The organism is Pectobacterium araliae (genome assembly GCF_037076465.1).
GTDB classification, from domain to species: Bacteria; Pseudomonadota; Gammaproteobacteria; order Enterobacterales; family Enterobacteriaceae; genus Pectobacterium; species Pectobacterium araliae.
On the sequence record NZ_AP028908.1, the window covers coordinates 3918479 to 3935112 of the forward strand.

Here is a 16634-nt window from a genome sequence, read left to right on the forward strand (position 1 = left end):
AATCCTTATTTATTTTGAGTGCTAAGTTGGGTCTGAATGCGCTGACGGAGTGATTTCTTATCAATCTTGCCGACGGGTGTAACGGGCAAGGTGTCGATCATCTCGAAGCGGTCTGGCAGTTTGAATTCAGCAATACCCTGATTGCGAAGATATTTTCTTAATGTGATGGCTTTCAGCGTAGGATCGCTGACCACCAGAAAAGCGCAGCTCTTTTCGCCCATAACCGGGTCAGGCATGGACACCAGCGCGGCATGGAGAATGCCGTCATGCTTAAGCAACAGGTTTTCGATTTCTTCGGCAGCAATCTTTTCACCGCCGCGGTTAATCTGATCTTTCTCCCGTCCGACCACGCGCAAATAGCCCTCTTCAGTCATCTGCACCACATCACCCGAGTGATAGAAACCTTCTACGTCGAAAGCACGGGCATTGTGTTCTGGGCTGCGGTAATAGCCACGGAAGGTGTATGGCCCTCGCGTCGCCAGCAGCCCCGCTTCGCCTCTCGGCACCGGATTACCGTCCATGTCTAACACCTTCACTTCATCGTCCGGGCTCATCGGGTAACCTTGCGTGGTGAAGGTATGTTCATCGCTGTCATCCAGTCGGGTGTAGTTCACCAGCCCTTCCGCCATACCGAGCACCTGCTGTAGCTGGCAGCCCAGCACCGCTGGAATACGTCGGGCAACGGTTTCACTTAACTTCGCGCCGCCCACCTGCAAGATTTTCAGGCTACGCAGCGCGCCGCCAAATTGTTCGGCGGCCTGGATCCACAGCGCGGCGGCAGGCGGCACCAGCGAGGTCATATCGATCTGGTGGCGTTCAATCAGCGGGAAACAGGTCATTGCCCCCGGATCGGGCGCCAGCACGACGCGTCCACCTGCGTAAAACACGCCGAGCGAACCGGGCGAACTTAAGGGAAAGTTATGTGGAGCAGGCAACGCGCATAGGTAGCGGGTGTGTGGCGTCAGCTCGCAAATTTCCACGCTGCGACGCACGCTGTAGTAGTAATCGTCATGGGTGCGAGGAATCAGCTTCGGCGTACCAGTGCTGCCGCCAGAAAGCTGAAAGAAGGCCACTTGCCCCGGCGCGGAAGGCTGATATTGGCTGACTGAAGCACGCGGTTGCAGCCACTCCGTCAGACTGTGCCCCAGCGGGCTGTCGCCGAGCATCACCACCGTTTGCAGGCGGGGAACCTGCGTCTGTAGCCGATCCAGAAATTCACCGTTGCCAAACAGCGAATGTTCGGCCGAGGCGATCAGTAAGCGTGGTTCGATCTGCGTGGCGTACGACAGCAGCTCCAGCTTGTTATGGCTGAACAACGCGTTAACGGGCGCGACGCCAATTTTCAGCAGCGCAAAAAAGGTCAGGTAAAACTCGGCCACGTTCGGTAACTGCACCAGCGCGGTGTCGCCACTGCGCAGGCCGCTTTCCGTCAAGCGCGATGCCAACGCGGAAGCCTGTTGGTCCAGTTCCCGATAGCTCCACTGACGTTCACCGCACACGACCGCTACCGCATCTGGTTGCGTCGTCAAATGGCGTTCCCAGACGTCCGTTAACGGCAGGCCAACCCAGTACCCCTTGTCGCGATAACGCAGTGCCAGTTCCTCTGGCCAAGGCGTAAATTCAATGCTCATAGTCCATCCACACCTGAGTTAAGCCCAAACGCATTCAGCATCGTGTTTAATTTGGCGGCGGTTTCAGCCCATTCCTCCTCGGGGACGGACGCCTCAACAATGCCCGCACCGGCAAACAGGCGGACTTTGTTGTGTTTGATGGTGCCGCAGCGAATCGCGATCGCCCATTCACCATCGCCGTTGGCATCACACCAGCCGACGATGCCGCTGAATACGCCGCGATCGTGCGGCTCCAGCTCGGCAATCAGCTGACGCGCTTCCTGTGTGGGGAAGCCACACAGTGCGGGGGTAGGATGGAGCTGGCAGGCGACCTGAAGCGCCGTCATCTCTGGGTTCGCCAGCTCACCGCGGATAGCGGTAGACAGGTGCCACATGGAGGCGGTGTGCATCAACGAAGGTGCCGATGGAATCGTTAACGACGCGCACAGCGGCATCAGGCGTTGGCGAACGTCATTCACCACCAGCTTATGCTCGTGCTTATCCTTGCCAGAATTCAACAAACGCTGGCTGTTCAGGTAGTCCAGATGTTCATCGCTCATCCGTCGTGCCGAACCCGCCAGCGGATTAGAGACAATCACACTCCCCTGCTTACGCAGCAGTAGCTCCGGGCTGGCACCCAGTAATACGGAACCATCCGGCAACGGCAGTGAGAAGTGATACCCCCCCGCATTCTGTACCATCAGGTTATTGAGGATCGTCTGAGCCTTAACGGGCTGGATCAGCTCAATGTCCAGAATACGCGACAGTACCACTTTGCTCAGTTCCCCACGGCGGAAGCGTTCAACCGCCTCAGCCACGATGGACTTGAACTGGCATTCGTCTGGGACGCTGTTTAACGTTAGTGCGGTAGGGCCCGCAGCCGTGTGCTTACGGGCACGGCTGACGAGTTCAGATTTCGTCGTAACGGTATAACTATCAGGGATATAGAGACAAGACGGTTGCGTGGTATCAAAGGGAATCGCCCCCACAACAATAGGCAGCGACTGCCCTGCCTGACGCGCTCGCTGGAATGCCTGCACGATTGCAGGACTAAGCCTGTCATCGTGCGAGCCAGGAACACAAACAGGGGACGAAATACGTTCAAATAAGCCTGAAGTAGAAAGGCTTTGGTGTTCCGATACATATAAAAAAGCGGTCTGTTCTGGATAGGTTAGCCCGCTAAATGTTTCAGTTTCTGTAATCAGTGTATCCACAAGACAGCTCCTGCGCTCGCAAATTAAATACCAATGATTATTAAAATCATTATCATTTATACCAAGCACAGTTAACCTACACTGAAGTAACGTGTTCGGTCAATCCTTCCACAAAATGGTTATTCCCTCCCATTAGTTGAGGGTTATATTAATGTTAATCAATTTTACTGTTCATCTTTCACAACCATTAATGATTAGCAATAGAAATGCATTGATTATAAAACCCACCTCACAAATGATAATGAAAATACTTATCATTTATTGTCAGGAGAATTAAGCTGCGCTAAACTGCGCCAATATTTTACTAATTGTGTCTAAATGTGAGACCGTCATGGATGAAAGCATGTACCGCCAGCACACCCGATCCGTTGTGCATCTGGCGTTGCTAATCAACATGCTTTCTCTCGGTAGCCTGATGATGGTGATGCCACTAGGCCCCGATTTCATCAGCGCGCTATCGATGGATGCCAAGAACATCGGCTATATTAGCGGCGGCGCAACGTTTGCCTCCGCCATCGTCGGCTTCCTCGCCGCGCCTTATCTGGATAGATTTAACCGTAAACACGCCCTGCTCGTTCTGCTGACGTTGCGCTTCGCCCTGACGGCTGCCTGCATGTTTGCCACCAGCCAAACCCATCTTTTGCTGCTGTTTATTCTGGCAGGCTGTGTTGCTGGCCCGGCATCTGGCGTCTTGATGGCGGCGGTTGTTGATATCGTGCCGGCCAACGAGCGTGGAAAGCAGTTGGCCTATGTCGGCATGAGCTTTTCGCTCGCGGCGATTGTCATCATGCCGCTGTCACTGGAGTTGGCTCACCGTATTAACTGGCAAGCACCGTTTTATACGTTCGGCCTCGGTGGTCTGCTGTTGGTATTGCTGGTACTGTGGCTGTTTCCTTCTATGCCACCGACACGCCGGACTCAACAAGGTCTTTCTCCTGGTACCGCGTCCGTTTCCGTATTAAACGACCTGCTGGCATCCCCCATTTTCCTATTGGGGCTGACGGTGATTTCGCTACAAATGTTCGGACATTTCCTGCTGATCCCTCATTTCTCCAACTATTTTCAGTTCAATCTGACTTTCCCACGGGATGATATTTCCCTGCTCTATCTCTGTGGCGGGCTGGCAAGCATGGTGACCATGCAATTGTGCGGCAACCTGTTGGATCGAGGATATGCCAGCCAGACGATCGTAGTCACAACGCTGCTGCTGGCCGTTGTGATTCTCTGCGGTTTCGTTTTGCCTTTTTCACTTTCCCTGTATCTGGTGTTCACTCTGTTCATGGCGCTCAGCGCCGCCCGCTCCAGCAGCACGCTGGCAATTACCGCCGGTATTCCGCTGCCGCATCAGCGCGCCGCGTTCATGTCCTATCAGGGAACCGCAGCCAACGTTGCGTCAGGGTTGGCCAGCGTTGCCTCAGCCGCTTATCTGAGCACCTCCGCCGAGGGGAAAATTGACGGATTCTCACAGCTTGCCGTGGCCAGCACCGTATTTGCGCTGGTCGCTATGCTGCTGACCATGCGCTTGATTCCGCAGTTGGCTGAGCGCAGCCGAAAGATGGCCGCACACCAAACGGTACAGGTTACAGAGCAATAAACCGAGTAGGTCGGCAATACACGCAACACAGTGAGTTACTTACGGGGATGTTTTTTTCTACTCTTTGATGGGGTCTTTGACATGCAGCTAAAACCGGACAGTCGTTTTTCACATCATCATTTTCCACACAGCAAGGTGTATCACGCCCTGCTGGTGACCGGATTATTGGCACTACCTGCACTCGCTCAGGCAGAAAACGCGGCAGATGAAAAAATCGTCGTGACAGCAACACAGACGAAACACACCACGCTGAGTGCTCCCGCCAGCGTCTCTGTCATCACCCGCGCCGAGCTGGAAAAGATGTCAGTGAATAACGTTTCCGACGCCATCAAAAAGCTGCCGAGCATTAATATTAACCCTTCTACCAGCTATGGCCGTAACGAGATCAAAATCCGTGGTATGCGGGCAGACTACACGCTGCTACTGGTGAATGGTCGACGTATCAACACCCAAGAATCACTCGCAACTGATATGGGGAATGATTTCGATCTGAGCTCCATTCCTATGTCGGCGATTGAACGTATCGAAGTCATTCGCGGCCCAATGTCTTCCTTGTACGGTGCCGACGCGCTGGGCGGTGTGGTAAACGTGATTCTGCGCCAGCCGGGTGAGAACGTTACCGGTGAACTCGGCTATAACTTTCAGGCACCGACCGAAGGTTCCGGCGGTGACCATAATCGTCTGAATGGCTACGTCAGTGGACCATTGGTGGAAAATACGCTGCTGGGCAGCTTGATTGTGGATGGTGGCAAACGTGACGCCTGGCGTACCGAGCAATCCAAGAATCGCAACTCAGATGCCTTGGAAAAACGCGATAACTACAGCGTACTAGGCAACCTGACGTGGTTGATCGATTCTCAGCAGAGCCTGGATTTTGATGCGACTTATACCAAAGATGACCGCTTCGTCGATTGGAATAACTCTGGCGCAACAGCTCACAACACACAAAAACTTGATCGCCTCGGTCTGGGACTCACGCATAACGGTAGCTGGGATAATTTCGATACGCGGCTGCGCTACTACTACGAAAATATCGATTTAATGGATAATTCTGAGCTTAATAAAGGCATTGCCGATATCACTCAGAATAATCAGACGGTTGACGGGCAAATATCTGGCTATCTGGGCGATCACCTGCTGACCGGCGGCGGCGAATACCGCATCACATCGCTGGAACACAGCATGAACCTGAAAAATGGCAAAGTGGACGTCAACCAGAGCGCACTCTTCCTGCAAGATGAATTCAAGATTGCGGATTTAGCCCTCACCTTTGGCGGTCGTGTTGACCATCATGAAGTCTACGGCACCGAGTTCAGCCCACGCGCCTACGCCACTTATAGTCTAACCGACAACTGGGTGATCAAAGGTGGCGTCAATAAGGCGTTTAAAGCCCCAACTCTCGCTCAATTTACCACGGGCTATACAAAAGCAGCATGCCGCGGCCAATGCTACATCGTCGGTAACCCTGATCTGAAGGCTGAAACATCCATCAGCTATGAATTGGGTACCGCCTACGAAGCCGAGCACTTCGGTACGGGCATCACCCTGTTTAACAATGACATCAAGGATATGATTCAAACCAATGCAGTGACACGAACCTATGAAAACGTGAGTAAAGCACGGGTGCAGGGAATCGAGACTTCATTCTGGGTCGATGTAATAGAGGATCTAAACTGGACCACCAACTGGACTGTGGTTGATGCTGAAGACCGCACCACCAGAAAGCGCCTGAAGCAAACGCCGAAAAATACGGTTAACACGCAGTTGAACTGGCAGGCACTGGATAACCTCTCGACCTATGTGTCCTATCAGTACACCAGTAACCAATTTTTACGCGATAAAGAAGCGTATAAAACACGCGGCTTCAATACCGTAGATATCGGTGCCACCTATACGCCGGTTAAAAACGTGGACCTGAAACTGGGCGTCACTAACCTGACCAACGAAAAGCGGGACTACGTTGCTACCGATATCGACTACTTCCTGTCTGGGCGTACGGTGTACGGTGGCGTGAGCTATAAGTTCTAAGCAGATAAGTTCTGAACAATGACTCTAGCCCGCTATTCGCGGGCTTTTTTAGCAGCAGAGAAAGGTGGTGACGTCGTACTCTCTTAACAGATACGCACCTTTAAAACGGCGTCCGGCATAAAACGTTGGCGTCAGATCGGTCAGCAGTTCCAGCTCGAATTCGCGTTTGGTGATATCCAGCGCCACCAGCCGGGCATCCAGAAAATCGAAATAGTGCCGGACCTGCGGGTAAAGCGCCTTGAACAGACTCTCTTTCGCCGAGAAGCTGATCGTCAGCAAGCAGCTAAATGCCTCATCTCGCTCCTGAAACCACTGGAACTCTTCATCGCCAATGATGCCGGGCCACAGCGACTGCGCACGCTCGTCGGACATAAATCCTTCGATATCCACACCCACGCACGATAGCGCATCGCTACGTAAATGGGCGGCGCAGAGTACGCTGTCTTTGTTATGGCTCAGCGAACCGGCGATGTTTTCCGGCCATTGCGGCGAGCGATCTTCCCCGCTATGCAGAACAAAATCGGGGTGGCTCAACTTATTCAACACATGTCTGGCAAGATAACGTCCAGCCAAAAATTCAGCCCGTCGTTTCGGTACGGCGCGCTCTAGCGCGTCGGAAAAAGGAATGTTCGCCTCGGCAAAAAGCGCGTCGTCGTAGGCAGACAAATGGAAATGGCAGCGTGCAGTAATACCTGGGTAGGCGGCACCGTCCGTTGCCCGTGGAAAAGAAATCCATTCAACATCATCAATAAAAGCAGAAAGCATGTTGCTCCACTCAGGCAAGCATATCGCACCCGCATTCGGTAAATGCTGCGCAAGCCACGCTTAAACCATGAAAAATGTAGGGGCATAAACGAACAATGGGCGACTTTCGCCGCCCATCATCTCGCTACTGCAAGAATGCCTGGTTACATTTACAAAGCCAAAAAGAACCCTGCAATGCAGGCGCTCATCAGGTTAGAAAGCGTACCTGCCGCAACCGCTTTCAAACCAAAGCGGGCAATATCCTGACGCCGAGTCGGTGCCATACTGCCCAAACCTCCAATAAGAATAGCAATAGACGAAAGGTTAGCAAAGCCGCACAGTGCAAACGAAATCACCGCTTTGGTATGATCCGACAGAACCTGCAAGCCCGCGGCCTGCACCACCTCATCCGCTTTCAGATATTCACTGAAATTCAGGTAAGCAACGAACTCGTTGACGATCAGTTTCTGCCCAATGAACGAACCCGCAACGGTCGCTTCACTCCAGGGAATACCAATCAGGAACGCGACAGGCGCAAAGCACCAGCCCAGAATCAGTTCCAGTGACAGCTGCGGATAGTCAAACCAGCCGCCAATGCCGCCCAGAATACCGTTCAACACGGCGATCAAGGCGATAAATGCCAGTAGCATCGCCCCCACATTCAGCGCCAACTGCATACCGGAAGCGGCACCGCTTGCCGCCGCATCGATGACGTTAGCTGGGCGATCGTCTTCATCGACAAACCCAACCATTTCATCATGGTCGTGCGTTTTTTCCGTTTCCGGCACCATCAGTTTGGCAAACAGTAACCCGCCCGGAGCCGCCATGAAGGACGCCGCAATCAGGTATTCCAACGGCACGCCCATCTGGGCATAACCCGCCATCACGGCACCAGCAATCGATGCCAACCCACCACACATCACCGCAAACAGTTCTGACTGCGTCATGTTGGCAATATACGGACGGACCACCAGAGGCGCTTCCGTTTGACCGACAAAGATATTGGCCGTCGCAGAGAGCGATTCAGTACGGGAGGTTCCCAGCAGTTTCTGTAATCCGCCACCGAGTACCTTGATGACTATCTGCATAATGCCCATGTAGTACAACACGGCGATAAGAGAAGAGAAAAAGACGATAATCGGCAAGACGCGGAGTGCAAAAACAAAGCCACCACCGCCAAATACTTCGAACATTTTGTCGGAGACCAGACCGCCAAACATGAACGACACGCCTTGATTTCCATAGGCGATAACGTTTGCTACACCGCCCGTCAACCCTTCCAGAATCTTGCGGCCTACTGGTACATACAGCACCAGCGCACCAATACCGATCTGAAGAATGAAAGCACCGGCTACGGTGCGCAATCTGATAGCTTTACGGTTATTGGACAGCATAACCGCGCACAGTATCAGAACAATCATGCCGATGAGACTCATAACGAGTTGCATGTGTAGTTCCCTATAACGCGTGAAAAAGTGAGAGCAAAAATAAAAATCAGCCGCCAGAGCAAAATAACGCTCTGGCGAGCTGATTATAGAGATAGGCTCGTGAAGGTCGCTAATTTATGTCACAAATACATACAACATCGAACAGTCCAAAACACATAATAGTGATCTACGTCACAATTTAATGATTGGTATATGAAATCGAAATGGCTGTTCTGCCTGTTGTCGCACAGAAATAACAGAAAAGCAGAAGCAGTACGTCCTTCCGCTTGGGGAACGATCGTGGCGTAACAGGCCGTTCACTAACAACAGCCGTGTTACGCCGGAGTGAGCCGCCCAAACAGCCTAAACGAATTCTGCCAGAGTGCCTCCGCTATCACCTCAGGCGATTCAGCCCGTAGCTCACATAGCGTTTGAAACGCACACGAAATACGTTCGGGTCGGTTTGGTTGCCCCTGATAGCCGCTCATCGGCATATCAGGGGCGTCGGTTTCCAGCAGCAACCGATCTAACGGCAGTTGCGCGATTGCCTGACGCGTTTTATTCGCTCGGTCATAGGTTATGGTTCCCCCTACGCCGATGTAATAGCCCAGCCGGATAAAGGCCTGCGCCTGTGCCAGGCTGCCTGCAAACCCGTGAACCACGCCGGTACGCGGCACATCGATACGACGCAGTAATTGCGCCAGCCTGTCGTGGCTACGTCGCGAGTGCAAGATCGTCGGGAGATCGTATTTTTTCGCCAGCCGAAGTTGAGCCTCAAGGAAGGTAAACTGCCGCTCAAACTGCGGTTCTGGCATAGTGAGATCCAACCCAATCTCCCCCACCGCCACCAGTTTGGCGGGCAACTGGCGCAGTTCGTCTTCCAGACGGAGCAGGTCGCTCTCCTGATGCTCGGCGATATAAAGCGGGTGAAGGCCCAGTGCGGCATAGAGCGGTGAATAAGTACGAGTGAGCGTCAATACACGCTCAAAATGCTGAGCAGCCACGGCAGGAATGATGATGCGATCAACTCCCGCGTCTTGCGCCAGACGCAAGCTTTCCGGTGCGTCATCATAGAATAAGGGGAAATCAAAATGGCAGTGGGTATCGATAAAACGGTATCGTTCAGCGGGCACGTCGCTTCTCTCCGTCAAAATTAGGTCCGTCTGGATGAGGCGACCTAATCTACGCCAAAGAACTATCCTGCCAAAGCCTCATGGCAGAATCGAACCTGTCGTTGCGGTGAGGCCTCAGTGTAACGTGGTTTTATCTGAGGATACCTCTTCGTGCGCTTTTCCGTAACCCTCTTGCAAGACACCGGACAGGTAATCGTTACTTCCTTCCAGCCAGGCACAGTCGCTGTCAAACCAATCGGCCCACAGCGCCAGAAAGTTCCCTTTCCACTGTTTCCATTTGCCAACAATGATATCGCTATTCATCACAAACCTCCTGATAAACTGTCGAAATGCAGCAAATACGCGGGTAGCATCAGTAAAAGATAGTGTGCCGATAAAATATGACAGCCGCGTGGCGCGGCTGTGTGCTCTGTATGACGAATGTATAAATGTGCGGTGCTACGGCCGCTTCCGACCCGTGAACAAGCTAACCAGAAACAGAATAATACCGACGACAAAGACGATTTTCGCCGCGCCAGCTGCCGTACCGGCCAACCCGCCGAAACCTAGCGCTGCCGCGATCAGTGCGATAACTAAGAATATAATGCCCCAACGAAACATACGCTCTCCTTACCAGACAAAATGGAAAATCATGGTGGTCATCCTGACGCGCTTCGTGCGTCCTGACTGCGTATCCACAGGTGGTGTTTTATAGTGCGGATTTAATAAGGTTATCCGCGATGACGGATAACCCCGTGTGAAATGGCTATTATTTAACTGTCAGGTCATTCTTGACGCTTTTCACACCGTCAACGGCCTTCGCAATACTCTCTGCACGGTCGGACTGCGCTTTGTTATCCACTGTGCCACTCAATAGCACAACGCCTTCCTGAGTTTCGACTTTCACTTTACGGGACGGAACAATGTCATCCGCCAACAGTTTGGCCTTAATCGTACTCGTTACCACGGCATCATCGGTGTAAGCGCCAACCGATTGTGACGGATTATCTTTCACCTGCAATTTGTCGCTGACAGATTCGACACCCTCAACCTGAGTGGTAATTTCCACCGCTCGGGTACTGAGTGCTTGGCTACTGACAAAACCACTCAGCGTAACGACACCTTTGGACGTTTCAACGGAAATGTCGCTGCTGGTAATCGATTTGTCTTCCAGCAACGCACTCTTCACTTTTGCTGTGATAGCGCTGTCGCTCATGTAGTCAGACGCTTTATTCGCGGAGCTATCAATTTTTGTACCCGTTGTATCCGCGATACGATCGACTTTCTGCCCTAACGTTTCTTCAGCCATCGCACCACCAGCCAGAATAGAACCCAGAGCAACTACGATCAGCGATTTTGTCAATGTAGTCTTTTTCATCGATGTCTTCCTTCTTATGCTTTTCTGTAAACCCGAAATAACCTATTTGGGTCACGTTAACGCCTGCACAGTCATCAGCAAATCAAGGTGATAATGACGTTGCCAACACTCCGATGACTCTCTCTTTCTGCATAAAAAATCGGAGTATTGAATTGCAAAAGCGAAACAAATAAAAATAATGAACCAACTTAAATTGCATTAACAGTTGAACAAGCCAAATCAGTTAACACGCTGTTAACTATAGCCCACAGAATGAAAAATCACAGGGGAACAGGGGGATATACACAGCAATTCAGATTTGTCTGTGGCACCAGAGTGAAAAGAAGTTATTTGCAGGAAATAAACTTAATTATTTGTTTTTTAATACATTTTAAAATAAAAAACCCGGCTATTTTTGGCCTAAAACCAAACCTAACCGGGTGATGTTTCTTTTAGCGATGTGGTCACTATTTAAACGCCACAGTCACGATTATTTTAGTAAAACCGTGGCTTTATCAATCCATGTAGTGATAACGATTAATGCTCACGCGTTTGGTGGAACGTGACTTCAGGGTAGCGTTCCCGCGTCAGGTTCAGGTTCACCATCGTCGGGGCGATATAGGCCAGATTATCGCCACCATCCAACGCCAAATGCAGCTCGTTCTTACGCGTAAACTCTTCGAATTTCTTCGCATCGCTGCACTCAACCCAGCGCGCGGTTGAAACGTTAACGGACTCGTAAATCGCCTCAACGTTGTATTCCGTTTTCAGACGGGCAACCACCACATCAAACTGCAACACCCCGACAGCTCCCACAATAAGGTCGTTGTTGGTCAACGGACGGAATACCTGTACAGCACCTTCCTCAGACAGCTGTACCAGCCCTTTCAGCAGTTGTTTCTGCTTAAGCGGATCACGCAAGCGGATACGACGGAACAGTTCCGGCGCAAAGTTGGGGATACCGGTGAATTTCATGTCTTCACCCTGCGTAAACGTATCGCCAATCTGGATTGTACCGTGGTTGTGTAACCCGATGATATCGCCCGGGTAGGCTTCTTCAATGTGGGAACGGTCGCCCGCCATGAAGGTCAGCGCATCTGAAATCACCACGTCTTTGCCCGTACGCACCTGACGCAGCTTCATGCTTTTTTCATATCTCCCGGATACAACGCGCATAAACGCCACGCGGTCACGGTGTTTCGGGTCCATATTGGCCTGAATTTTGAATACAAAACCGGTGAATTTCTCTTCCGCCGCCGTGACTTCTCGGGTATCCGTTTTACGCGGCATCGGCGTCGGTGCCCAGGCGACTAACCCGTCCAGCATATGGTCAACGCCGAAGTTACCCAGCGCGGTGCCAAAGAAGACCGGCGTCAGTTCACCAGCCAGAAACGCGTCCAGCTCAAATTCGTGCGATGCTCCTTGCACCAGCTCCAGCTCTTCGCGCAGTTGTGCTGCCAGTTCTTCACCAACAGCGATATCCAGCTCTGGATTATCCAGCCCTTTAACAATGCGCACTTCCTGAATCGTATGGCCTTTACCGGTCTGATACAGATAAGTTTCATCTTTATAAAGGTGGTACACGCCTTTAAACAATTTACCGCAGCCAATCGGCCAGGTGATCGGTGCGCAGGCAATCTTCAGCTCGCTCTCGACTTCATCCAGCACTTCCATCGGATCGCGGATGTCACGGTCAAGTTTGTTCATGAACGTCAGAATCGGGGTATCACGCAGGCGAGTGACTTCCATCAGCTTACGCGTACGATCTTCGACCCCTTTTGCGGCGTCGATCACCATCAGGCAGCAGTCTACCGCCGTCAGCGTGCGGTAAGTATCTTCGGAGAAGTCTTCATGCCCCGGGGTATCCAGCAGGTTAACCAGACATTCATGATAAGGAAACTGCATCACGGACGTGGTGATGGAGATACCGCGCTGCTTTTCCATCTCCATCCAGTCGGATTTCGCATGCTGGTTGGAACCACGCCCTTTTACCGTACCGGCAGTCTGAATCGCCTGTCCGAACAGCAGGACCTTTTCGGTAATCGTGGTTTTACCGGCATCGGGGTGAGAAATGATAGCGAACGTTCTTCTTTTGGAGACTTCGCGGGCGTATTCACTTGGAGACATGATTTTCAGGTTTCTTTTGTTAGCCACCCGGCGTCAGCATCAAGTCAACAACACACCGATGTCAGATCGTCAGGCAAAGCGGAAATAAACGGTAGCAGAGCATTTTCCCTGATTTAACGTGCAGACACAATCAGTGATGGCATAAACAGCAAAGCGACGTCTTTGAGCCATTAGCGTATCAGAGGCGTTTTTCTTCCCCATCCTTTCTCACTGCCCCGCTATCGCTCTCTACCTCATCCTCTTCTTCTTTCACTGGTGTACTCGCAGTAAGAAGGTAAGGTGACTGCTGCCAGCGAGTACGGCGATTCTGCAACAGCGTTCGGGTCAGAATGATGCCGATAGCCAGCGAAAGTAAGATCATCAGACGCAGAATATTGGTAGTGTTATCCACTTGCCTGGCTTCGGTCGCCAGCACATGGGTATCTAAAGTAATACGCAGGAAACCGATAGGCCCTTCTTTTCCCTCAATGGGCTGCACCAGTTGATGGTTAAAGTAGCTTCCGACTCGATTACCGTCCAGCGCCAGCCGATCTCGCAGTTGCACCTGTTCACCAACATGTGCCACCAGCGAGCCGTCCTGCTGATACACGCCAGCATCCAGAATACGGCTATGATCGGTAAGCTGTTTGAGGATGGTCGTAATCTTTTGACTATTATCATCCACACTGGTCATCAGCGGCGAAAGGCTGTAAGCCACCTGTCTGGAGAGCGTGCGCGACAGATCTTCGACCTGTTCAGAGCGCGCCATCTGGTGACTTAAACTGAAATAGGACGCACCTTGCATTAACACCACCAGTAAGGCGAGGCAAATCAGCACAATCACCGTGCGGTGTAGACGAAATTTCAACCGGGCGCGAACCATGATAATCCTTACACGATTTGGATACTTTCATGTTGCCAGAAGCGCCAGCGATAGGATAGCTTGTTGCCCAGTTTTTGGAGGGATATGTTTGCTCGACGCCAGATCCCTTTTTATCGCACGACTTTATCGCACGACTGCCAGCAGAGGATTTTCCCCATGTCGAATAGTCTGACCTATTGTGATCTCCCCGATGAGATCAACTGTTGGCCGGGACTGCCATTATCACTGAGCGGTGACGAAGTGATGCCGCTTGACTACCGCGCTGGCGACACCGGCTGGCTGATTTATAGCGATGTCCTCGATAAAAACCTGATTTCCCGCTACCAGCGCAAGCTAGGGAGTGCCATGGTCATCGTGAGCGCCTGGAATGTGGGCGATTATCAGGTCGTCCGTTTGGCGGGTACGCTGACGCCACGTGCCACCAAACTGGCTCACGAGCTGGGTATCGATGTTGCGGCCATGCGTAACGCACCGACGCTGCGGTCACCGGGTTTACTGGTGATGGACATGGATTCCACCGCGATTCAGATCGAATGCATTGATGAAATCGCCAAGCTGGCAGGCACAGGCGAGTTGGTGGCGGAAGTCACCGAACGCGCGATGCGTGGCGAACTAGATTTCGCCGCCAGCCTGCGTCAGCGCGTAGGGACATTAAAAGGTGCCGACGCCACTATTTTACAGACGGTACGCAAAACCCTGCCGCTGATGCCGGGCCTAACCCATATGGTTAGCCAGCTTCAGGAAGCGGGTTGGCACGTTGCGATTGCATCGGGCGGGTTTACCTACTTTGCTGATTATCTGCGTGACGAGCTAGGTCTGGTCGCCGCCGTTGCCAACGAATTAGGCATGCAAGACGGCAAGCTGACGGGTGAAGTCATCGGCACGATTGTTGATGCTAAATATAAAGCGACTACGCTGCAACAGTTGGCAGAAAAGCTGGAAATCCCCATGCACCAGACCGTTGCCATCGGGGACGGCGCAAACGATCTTCCGATGATCAAGACCGCTAGCTTAGGCATTGCCTATCACGCTAAGCCCAAGGTCAATGAGCAGGCGGCGGTGACGATCCGTCATGCCGATCTGACTGGCGTGCTTTGCATCCTCAGCGGCAGCATGAGACACGAAAAGCGTTAATTAGCAGGAGGTGAACCGTGGCAAAAGCCGTCAAACGGGCGTTTGTATGTAATGAATGCGGGGCGGATTACCCACGCTGGCAAGGGCAGTGCAGCGCCTGCCACGCCTGGAATACCATTACCGAAGTCCGCCTGGCCTCGGCGTCTGTGTCACGTTCTGACCGTCTCACTGGCTATGCAGGCGAAAGCGCTGGCGTCAGTCGGGTACAGAAGCTCTCGGAAATCAGTCTTGAAGCGCTGCCTCGCTTTTCTACAGGCTTTCAGGAGTTTGACCGTGTTCTGGGCGGCGGCGTCGTTCCGGGCAGCGCGATCCTGATCGGCGGTAACCCCGGCGCAGGTAAAAGTACCCTGCTGCTGCAAACGCTGTGCAAGCTGTCAGAAAATATGAAAACCCTGTACGTCACCGGCGAAGAATCCTTGCAGCAGGTGGCAATGCGGGCACATCGCCTCAATCTGCCGACCCAGAATCTCAACATGCTGTCGGAAACCAGCATCGAACAGATTTGCCTGATTGCCGAGCAGGAACAGCCGAAATTGATGGTGATCGACTCCATTCAGGTCATGCATCTCGCCGATATTCAGTCGTCTCCCGGCAGCGTGGCGCAGGTGCGTGAAACCGCCGCCTACCTGACGCGCTTTGCCAAAACGCGCGGCGTGGCTATCGTCATGGTCGGCCACGTCACCAAAGATGGCTCACTCGCTGGGCCGAAAGTATTGGAACACTGCATCGATTGCTCCGTGCTGCTGGACGGCGATGCCGATTCGCGTTTCCGCACGCTACGCAGCCATAAAAACCGTTTCGGTGCCGTCAATGAGTTAGGCGTGTTCGCCATGACGGAACAAGGACTGCGTGAGATCAGCAACCCGTCAGCCATTTTCCTCAGTCGCGGAGATGAAGTGACGTCCGGCAGTTCGGTCATGGTGGTGTGGGAAGGCACGCGCCCGCTGTTGGTGGAGATTCAGGCGCTGGTCGATCAATCGATGATGGCGAACCCGCGTCGCGTCGCGGTTGGGCTGGAGCAAAACCGACTGGCGATCCTGCTGGCGGTACTGCATCGCCACGGCGGCTTGCAGATGTCGGATCAGGATGTATTCGTGAATGTCGTCGGCGGCGTCAAAGTCACCGAAACCAGCGCTGACCTGGCGCTGCTGCTCTCGCTGGTTTCCAGCTTCCGCGATCGCCCGCTGCCACAGGATCTGGTCATCTTCGGCGAAGTCGGTCTGGCGGGCGAAATTCGCCCGGTTCCCAGCGGACAAGAGCGAATTGCCGAAGCTGCCAAACACGGTTTTAAACGCGCCATCGTTCCTCATGCCAATATGCCGAAGAAAGCCCCGGCCAGCATGCAGGTGTTCGGCGTGAAAAAGCTGGCCGACGCGCTGGCGATCCTCGACGATCTCTAAACGGACCACAGAAAACTATCCGTTG

General features: G+C 52.7%; 14 protein-coding genes. 4 read left to right on the forward strand and 10 right to left on the reverse strand.

What is annotated here, in order from left to right; all coding sequences use genetic code 11:
- Positions 1-5 precede the first annotated feature (5 nt).
- The gene (locus tag AACH44_RS17745; protein ID WP_261849289.1) at positions 6-1631 is read right to left on the reverse strand and encodes a (2,3-dihydroxybenzoyl)adenylate synthase; all 1626 of its coding nucleotides are present in this window, start codon (positions 1629-1631) and stop codon (positions 6-8) included.
- Positions 1628-2824, reverse strand: a complete 1197-nt coding sequence (locus tag AACH44_RS17750; protein ID WP_261849288.1) for an isochorismate synthase — start codon at positions 2822-2824, stop codon at positions 1628-1630. The genes AACH44_RS17745 and AACH44_RS17750 overlap by 4 nt, the downstream gene beginning before the upstream one ends.
- A gap of 331 nt (positions 2825-3155) precedes the next feature.
- On the opposite strand from AACH44_RS17750, the gene AACH44_RS17755 reads away from it, so the two are divergent.
- Both AACH44_RS17755 and AACH44_RS17760 read left to right on the forward strand, forming a co-directional pair.
- On the forward strand, positions 3156-4418 hold the full coding sequence (locus AACH44_RS17755) for an MFS transporter (RefSeq protein ID WP_261849287.1): 1263 nt from the start codon (positions 3156-3158) through the stop codon (positions 4416-4418).
- A gap of 81 nt (positions 4419-4499) precedes the next feature.
- On the forward strand, positions 4500-6446 hold the full coding sequence (locus AACH44_RS17760; RefSeq protein ID WP_261849286.1) for a TonB-dependent receptor domain-containing protein: 1947 nt from the start codon (positions 4500-4502) through the stop codon (positions 6444-6446).
- A 48-nt stretch (positions 6447-6494) separates the two neighbouring features.
- Here AACH44_RS17760 and AACH44_RS17765 read toward each other — a convergent pair whose 3' ends face one another.
- The 8 genes from AACH44_RS17765 to AACH44_RS17800 form a co-directional block, all read right to left on the reverse strand.
- Complete coding sequence (locus tag AACH44_RS17765; RefSeq protein ID WP_261849285.1) at positions 6495-7211, reverse strand: 4'-phosphopantetheinyl transferase family protein; 717 nt, start codon at positions 7209-7211, stop codon at positions 6495-6497.
- A 149-nt stretch (positions 7212-7360) separates the two neighbouring features.
- Positions 7361-8638 (reverse strand): NupC/NupG family nucleoside CNT transporter, encoded by a 1278-nt coding sequence (locus tag AACH44_RS17770; RefSeq protein ID WP_010303065.1) that lies wholly within the window; start codon positions 8636-8638, stop codon positions 7361-7363.
- Between the two features lie 314 nt (positions 8639-8952).
- Positions 8953-9750 (reverse strand): TatD family hydrolase, encoded by a 798-nt coding sequence (locus tag AACH44_RS17775; RefSeq protein WP_338659364.1) that lies wholly within the window; start codon positions 9748-9750, stop codon positions 8953-8955.
- Positions 9751-9864: 114 nt separating this feature from the next.
- Positions 9865-10053: a stress-response protein gene (locus AACH44_RS17780; protein ID WP_338659365.1), complete on the reverse strand. Its 189-nt coding sequence runs from the start codon at positions 10051-10053 to the stop codon at positions 9865-9867.
- Positions 10054-10188: 135 nt separating this feature from the next.
- The gene (locus tag AACH44_RS17785) at positions 10189-10350 is read right to left on the reverse strand and encodes a DUF1328 domain-containing protein (RefSeq protein WP_003019081.1); all 162 of its coding nucleotides are present in this window, start codon (positions 10348-10350) and stop codon (positions 10189-10191) included.
- A 148-nt stretch (positions 10351-10498) separates the two neighbouring features.
- Positions 10499-11107, reverse strand: coding sequence for a molecular chaperone OsmY (gene osmY, locus AACH44_RS17790; RefSeq protein ID WP_261849283.1), 609 nt, complete (start codon positions 11105-11107; stop codon positions 10499-10501).
- Positions 11108-11623: 516 nt separating this feature from the next.
- Entirely contained in the window at positions 11624-13213 is a 1590-nt protein-coding gene (prfC, locus tag AACH44_RS17795) for a peptide chain release factor 3 (protein WP_261849282.1), read from the reverse strand.
- 178 nt (positions 13214-13391) lie between these two features.
- The gene (locus tag AACH44_RS17800; protein WP_261849281.1) at positions 13392-14075 is read right to left on the reverse strand and encodes a YtjB family periplasmic protein; all 684 of its coding nucleotides are present in this window, start codon (positions 14073-14075) and stop codon (positions 13392-13394) included.
- 156 nt (positions 14076-14231) lie between these two features.
- Between AACH44_RS17800 and serB the strand changes: the two genes are divergently transcribed.
- Together serB and radA are read left to right on the forward strand one after the other, a co-directional pair.
- The gene (serB, locus tag AACH44_RS17805; RefSeq protein ID WP_137741481.1) at positions 14232-15209 is read left to right on the forward strand and encodes a phosphoserine phosphatase; all 978 of its coding nucleotides are present in this window, start codon (positions 14232-14234) and stop codon (positions 15207-15209) included.
- 17 nt (positions 15210-15226) lie between these two features.
- The gene (gene radA, locus AACH44_RS17810) at positions 15227-16609 is read left to right on the forward strand and encodes a DNA repair protein RadA (protein ID WP_261849280.1); all 1383 of its coding nucleotides are present in this window, start codon (positions 15227-15229) and stop codon (positions 16607-16609) included.
- The last annotated feature ends 25 nt before the right edge of the window (positions 16610-16634 follow it).

Bases quoted from the DNA above. Each gene is read 5' to 3' on its own strand.
- AACH44_RS17745 (WP_261849289.1), bottom strand. From the start codon at position 1,631: ATGAGCATTGAATTTACGCCTTGGCCAGAGGAACTGGCACTGCGTTAT.
- AACH44_RS17755 (WP_261849287.1), top strand. From the start codon at position 3,156: ATGGATGAAAGCATGTACCGCCAGCACACCCGATCCGTTGTGCATCTG.
- AACH44_RS17760 (WP_261849286.1), top strand. From the start codon at position 4,500: ATGCAGCTAAAACCGGACAGTCGTTTTTCACATCATCATTTTCCACAC.
- AACH44_RS17765 (WP_261849285.1), bottom strand. From the start codon at position 7,211: ATGCTTTCTGCTTTTATTGATGATGTTGAATGGATTTCTTTTCCACGG.
- AACH44_RS17770 (WP_010303065.1), bottom strand. From the start codon at position 8,638: ATGCAACTCGTTATGAGTCTCATCGGCATGATTGTTCTGATACTGTGC.
- AACH44_RS17780 (WP_338659365.1), bottom strand. From the start codon at position 10,053: ATGAATAGCGATATCATTGTTGGCAAATGGAAACAGTGGAAAGGGAAC.
- AACH44_RS17785 (WP_003019081.1), bottom strand. From the start codon at position 10,350: ATGTTTCGTTGGGGCATTATATTCTTAGTTATCGCACTGATCGCGGCA.
- osmY (WP_261849283.1), bottom strand. From the start codon at position 11,107: ATGAAAAAGACTACATTGACAAAATCGCTGATCGTAGTTGCTCTGGGT.
- prfC (WP_261849282.1), bottom strand. From the start codon at position 13,213: ATGTCTCCAAGTGAATACGCCCGCGAAGTCTCCAAAAGAAGAACGTTC.
- AACH44_RS17800 (WP_261849281.1), bottom strand. From the start codon at position 14,075: ATGGTTCGCGCCCGGTTGAAATTTCGTCTACACCGCACGGTGATTGTG.
- serB (WP_137741481.1), top strand. From the start codon at position 14,232: ATGTCGAATAGTCTGACCTATTGTGATCTCCCCGATGAGATCAACTGT.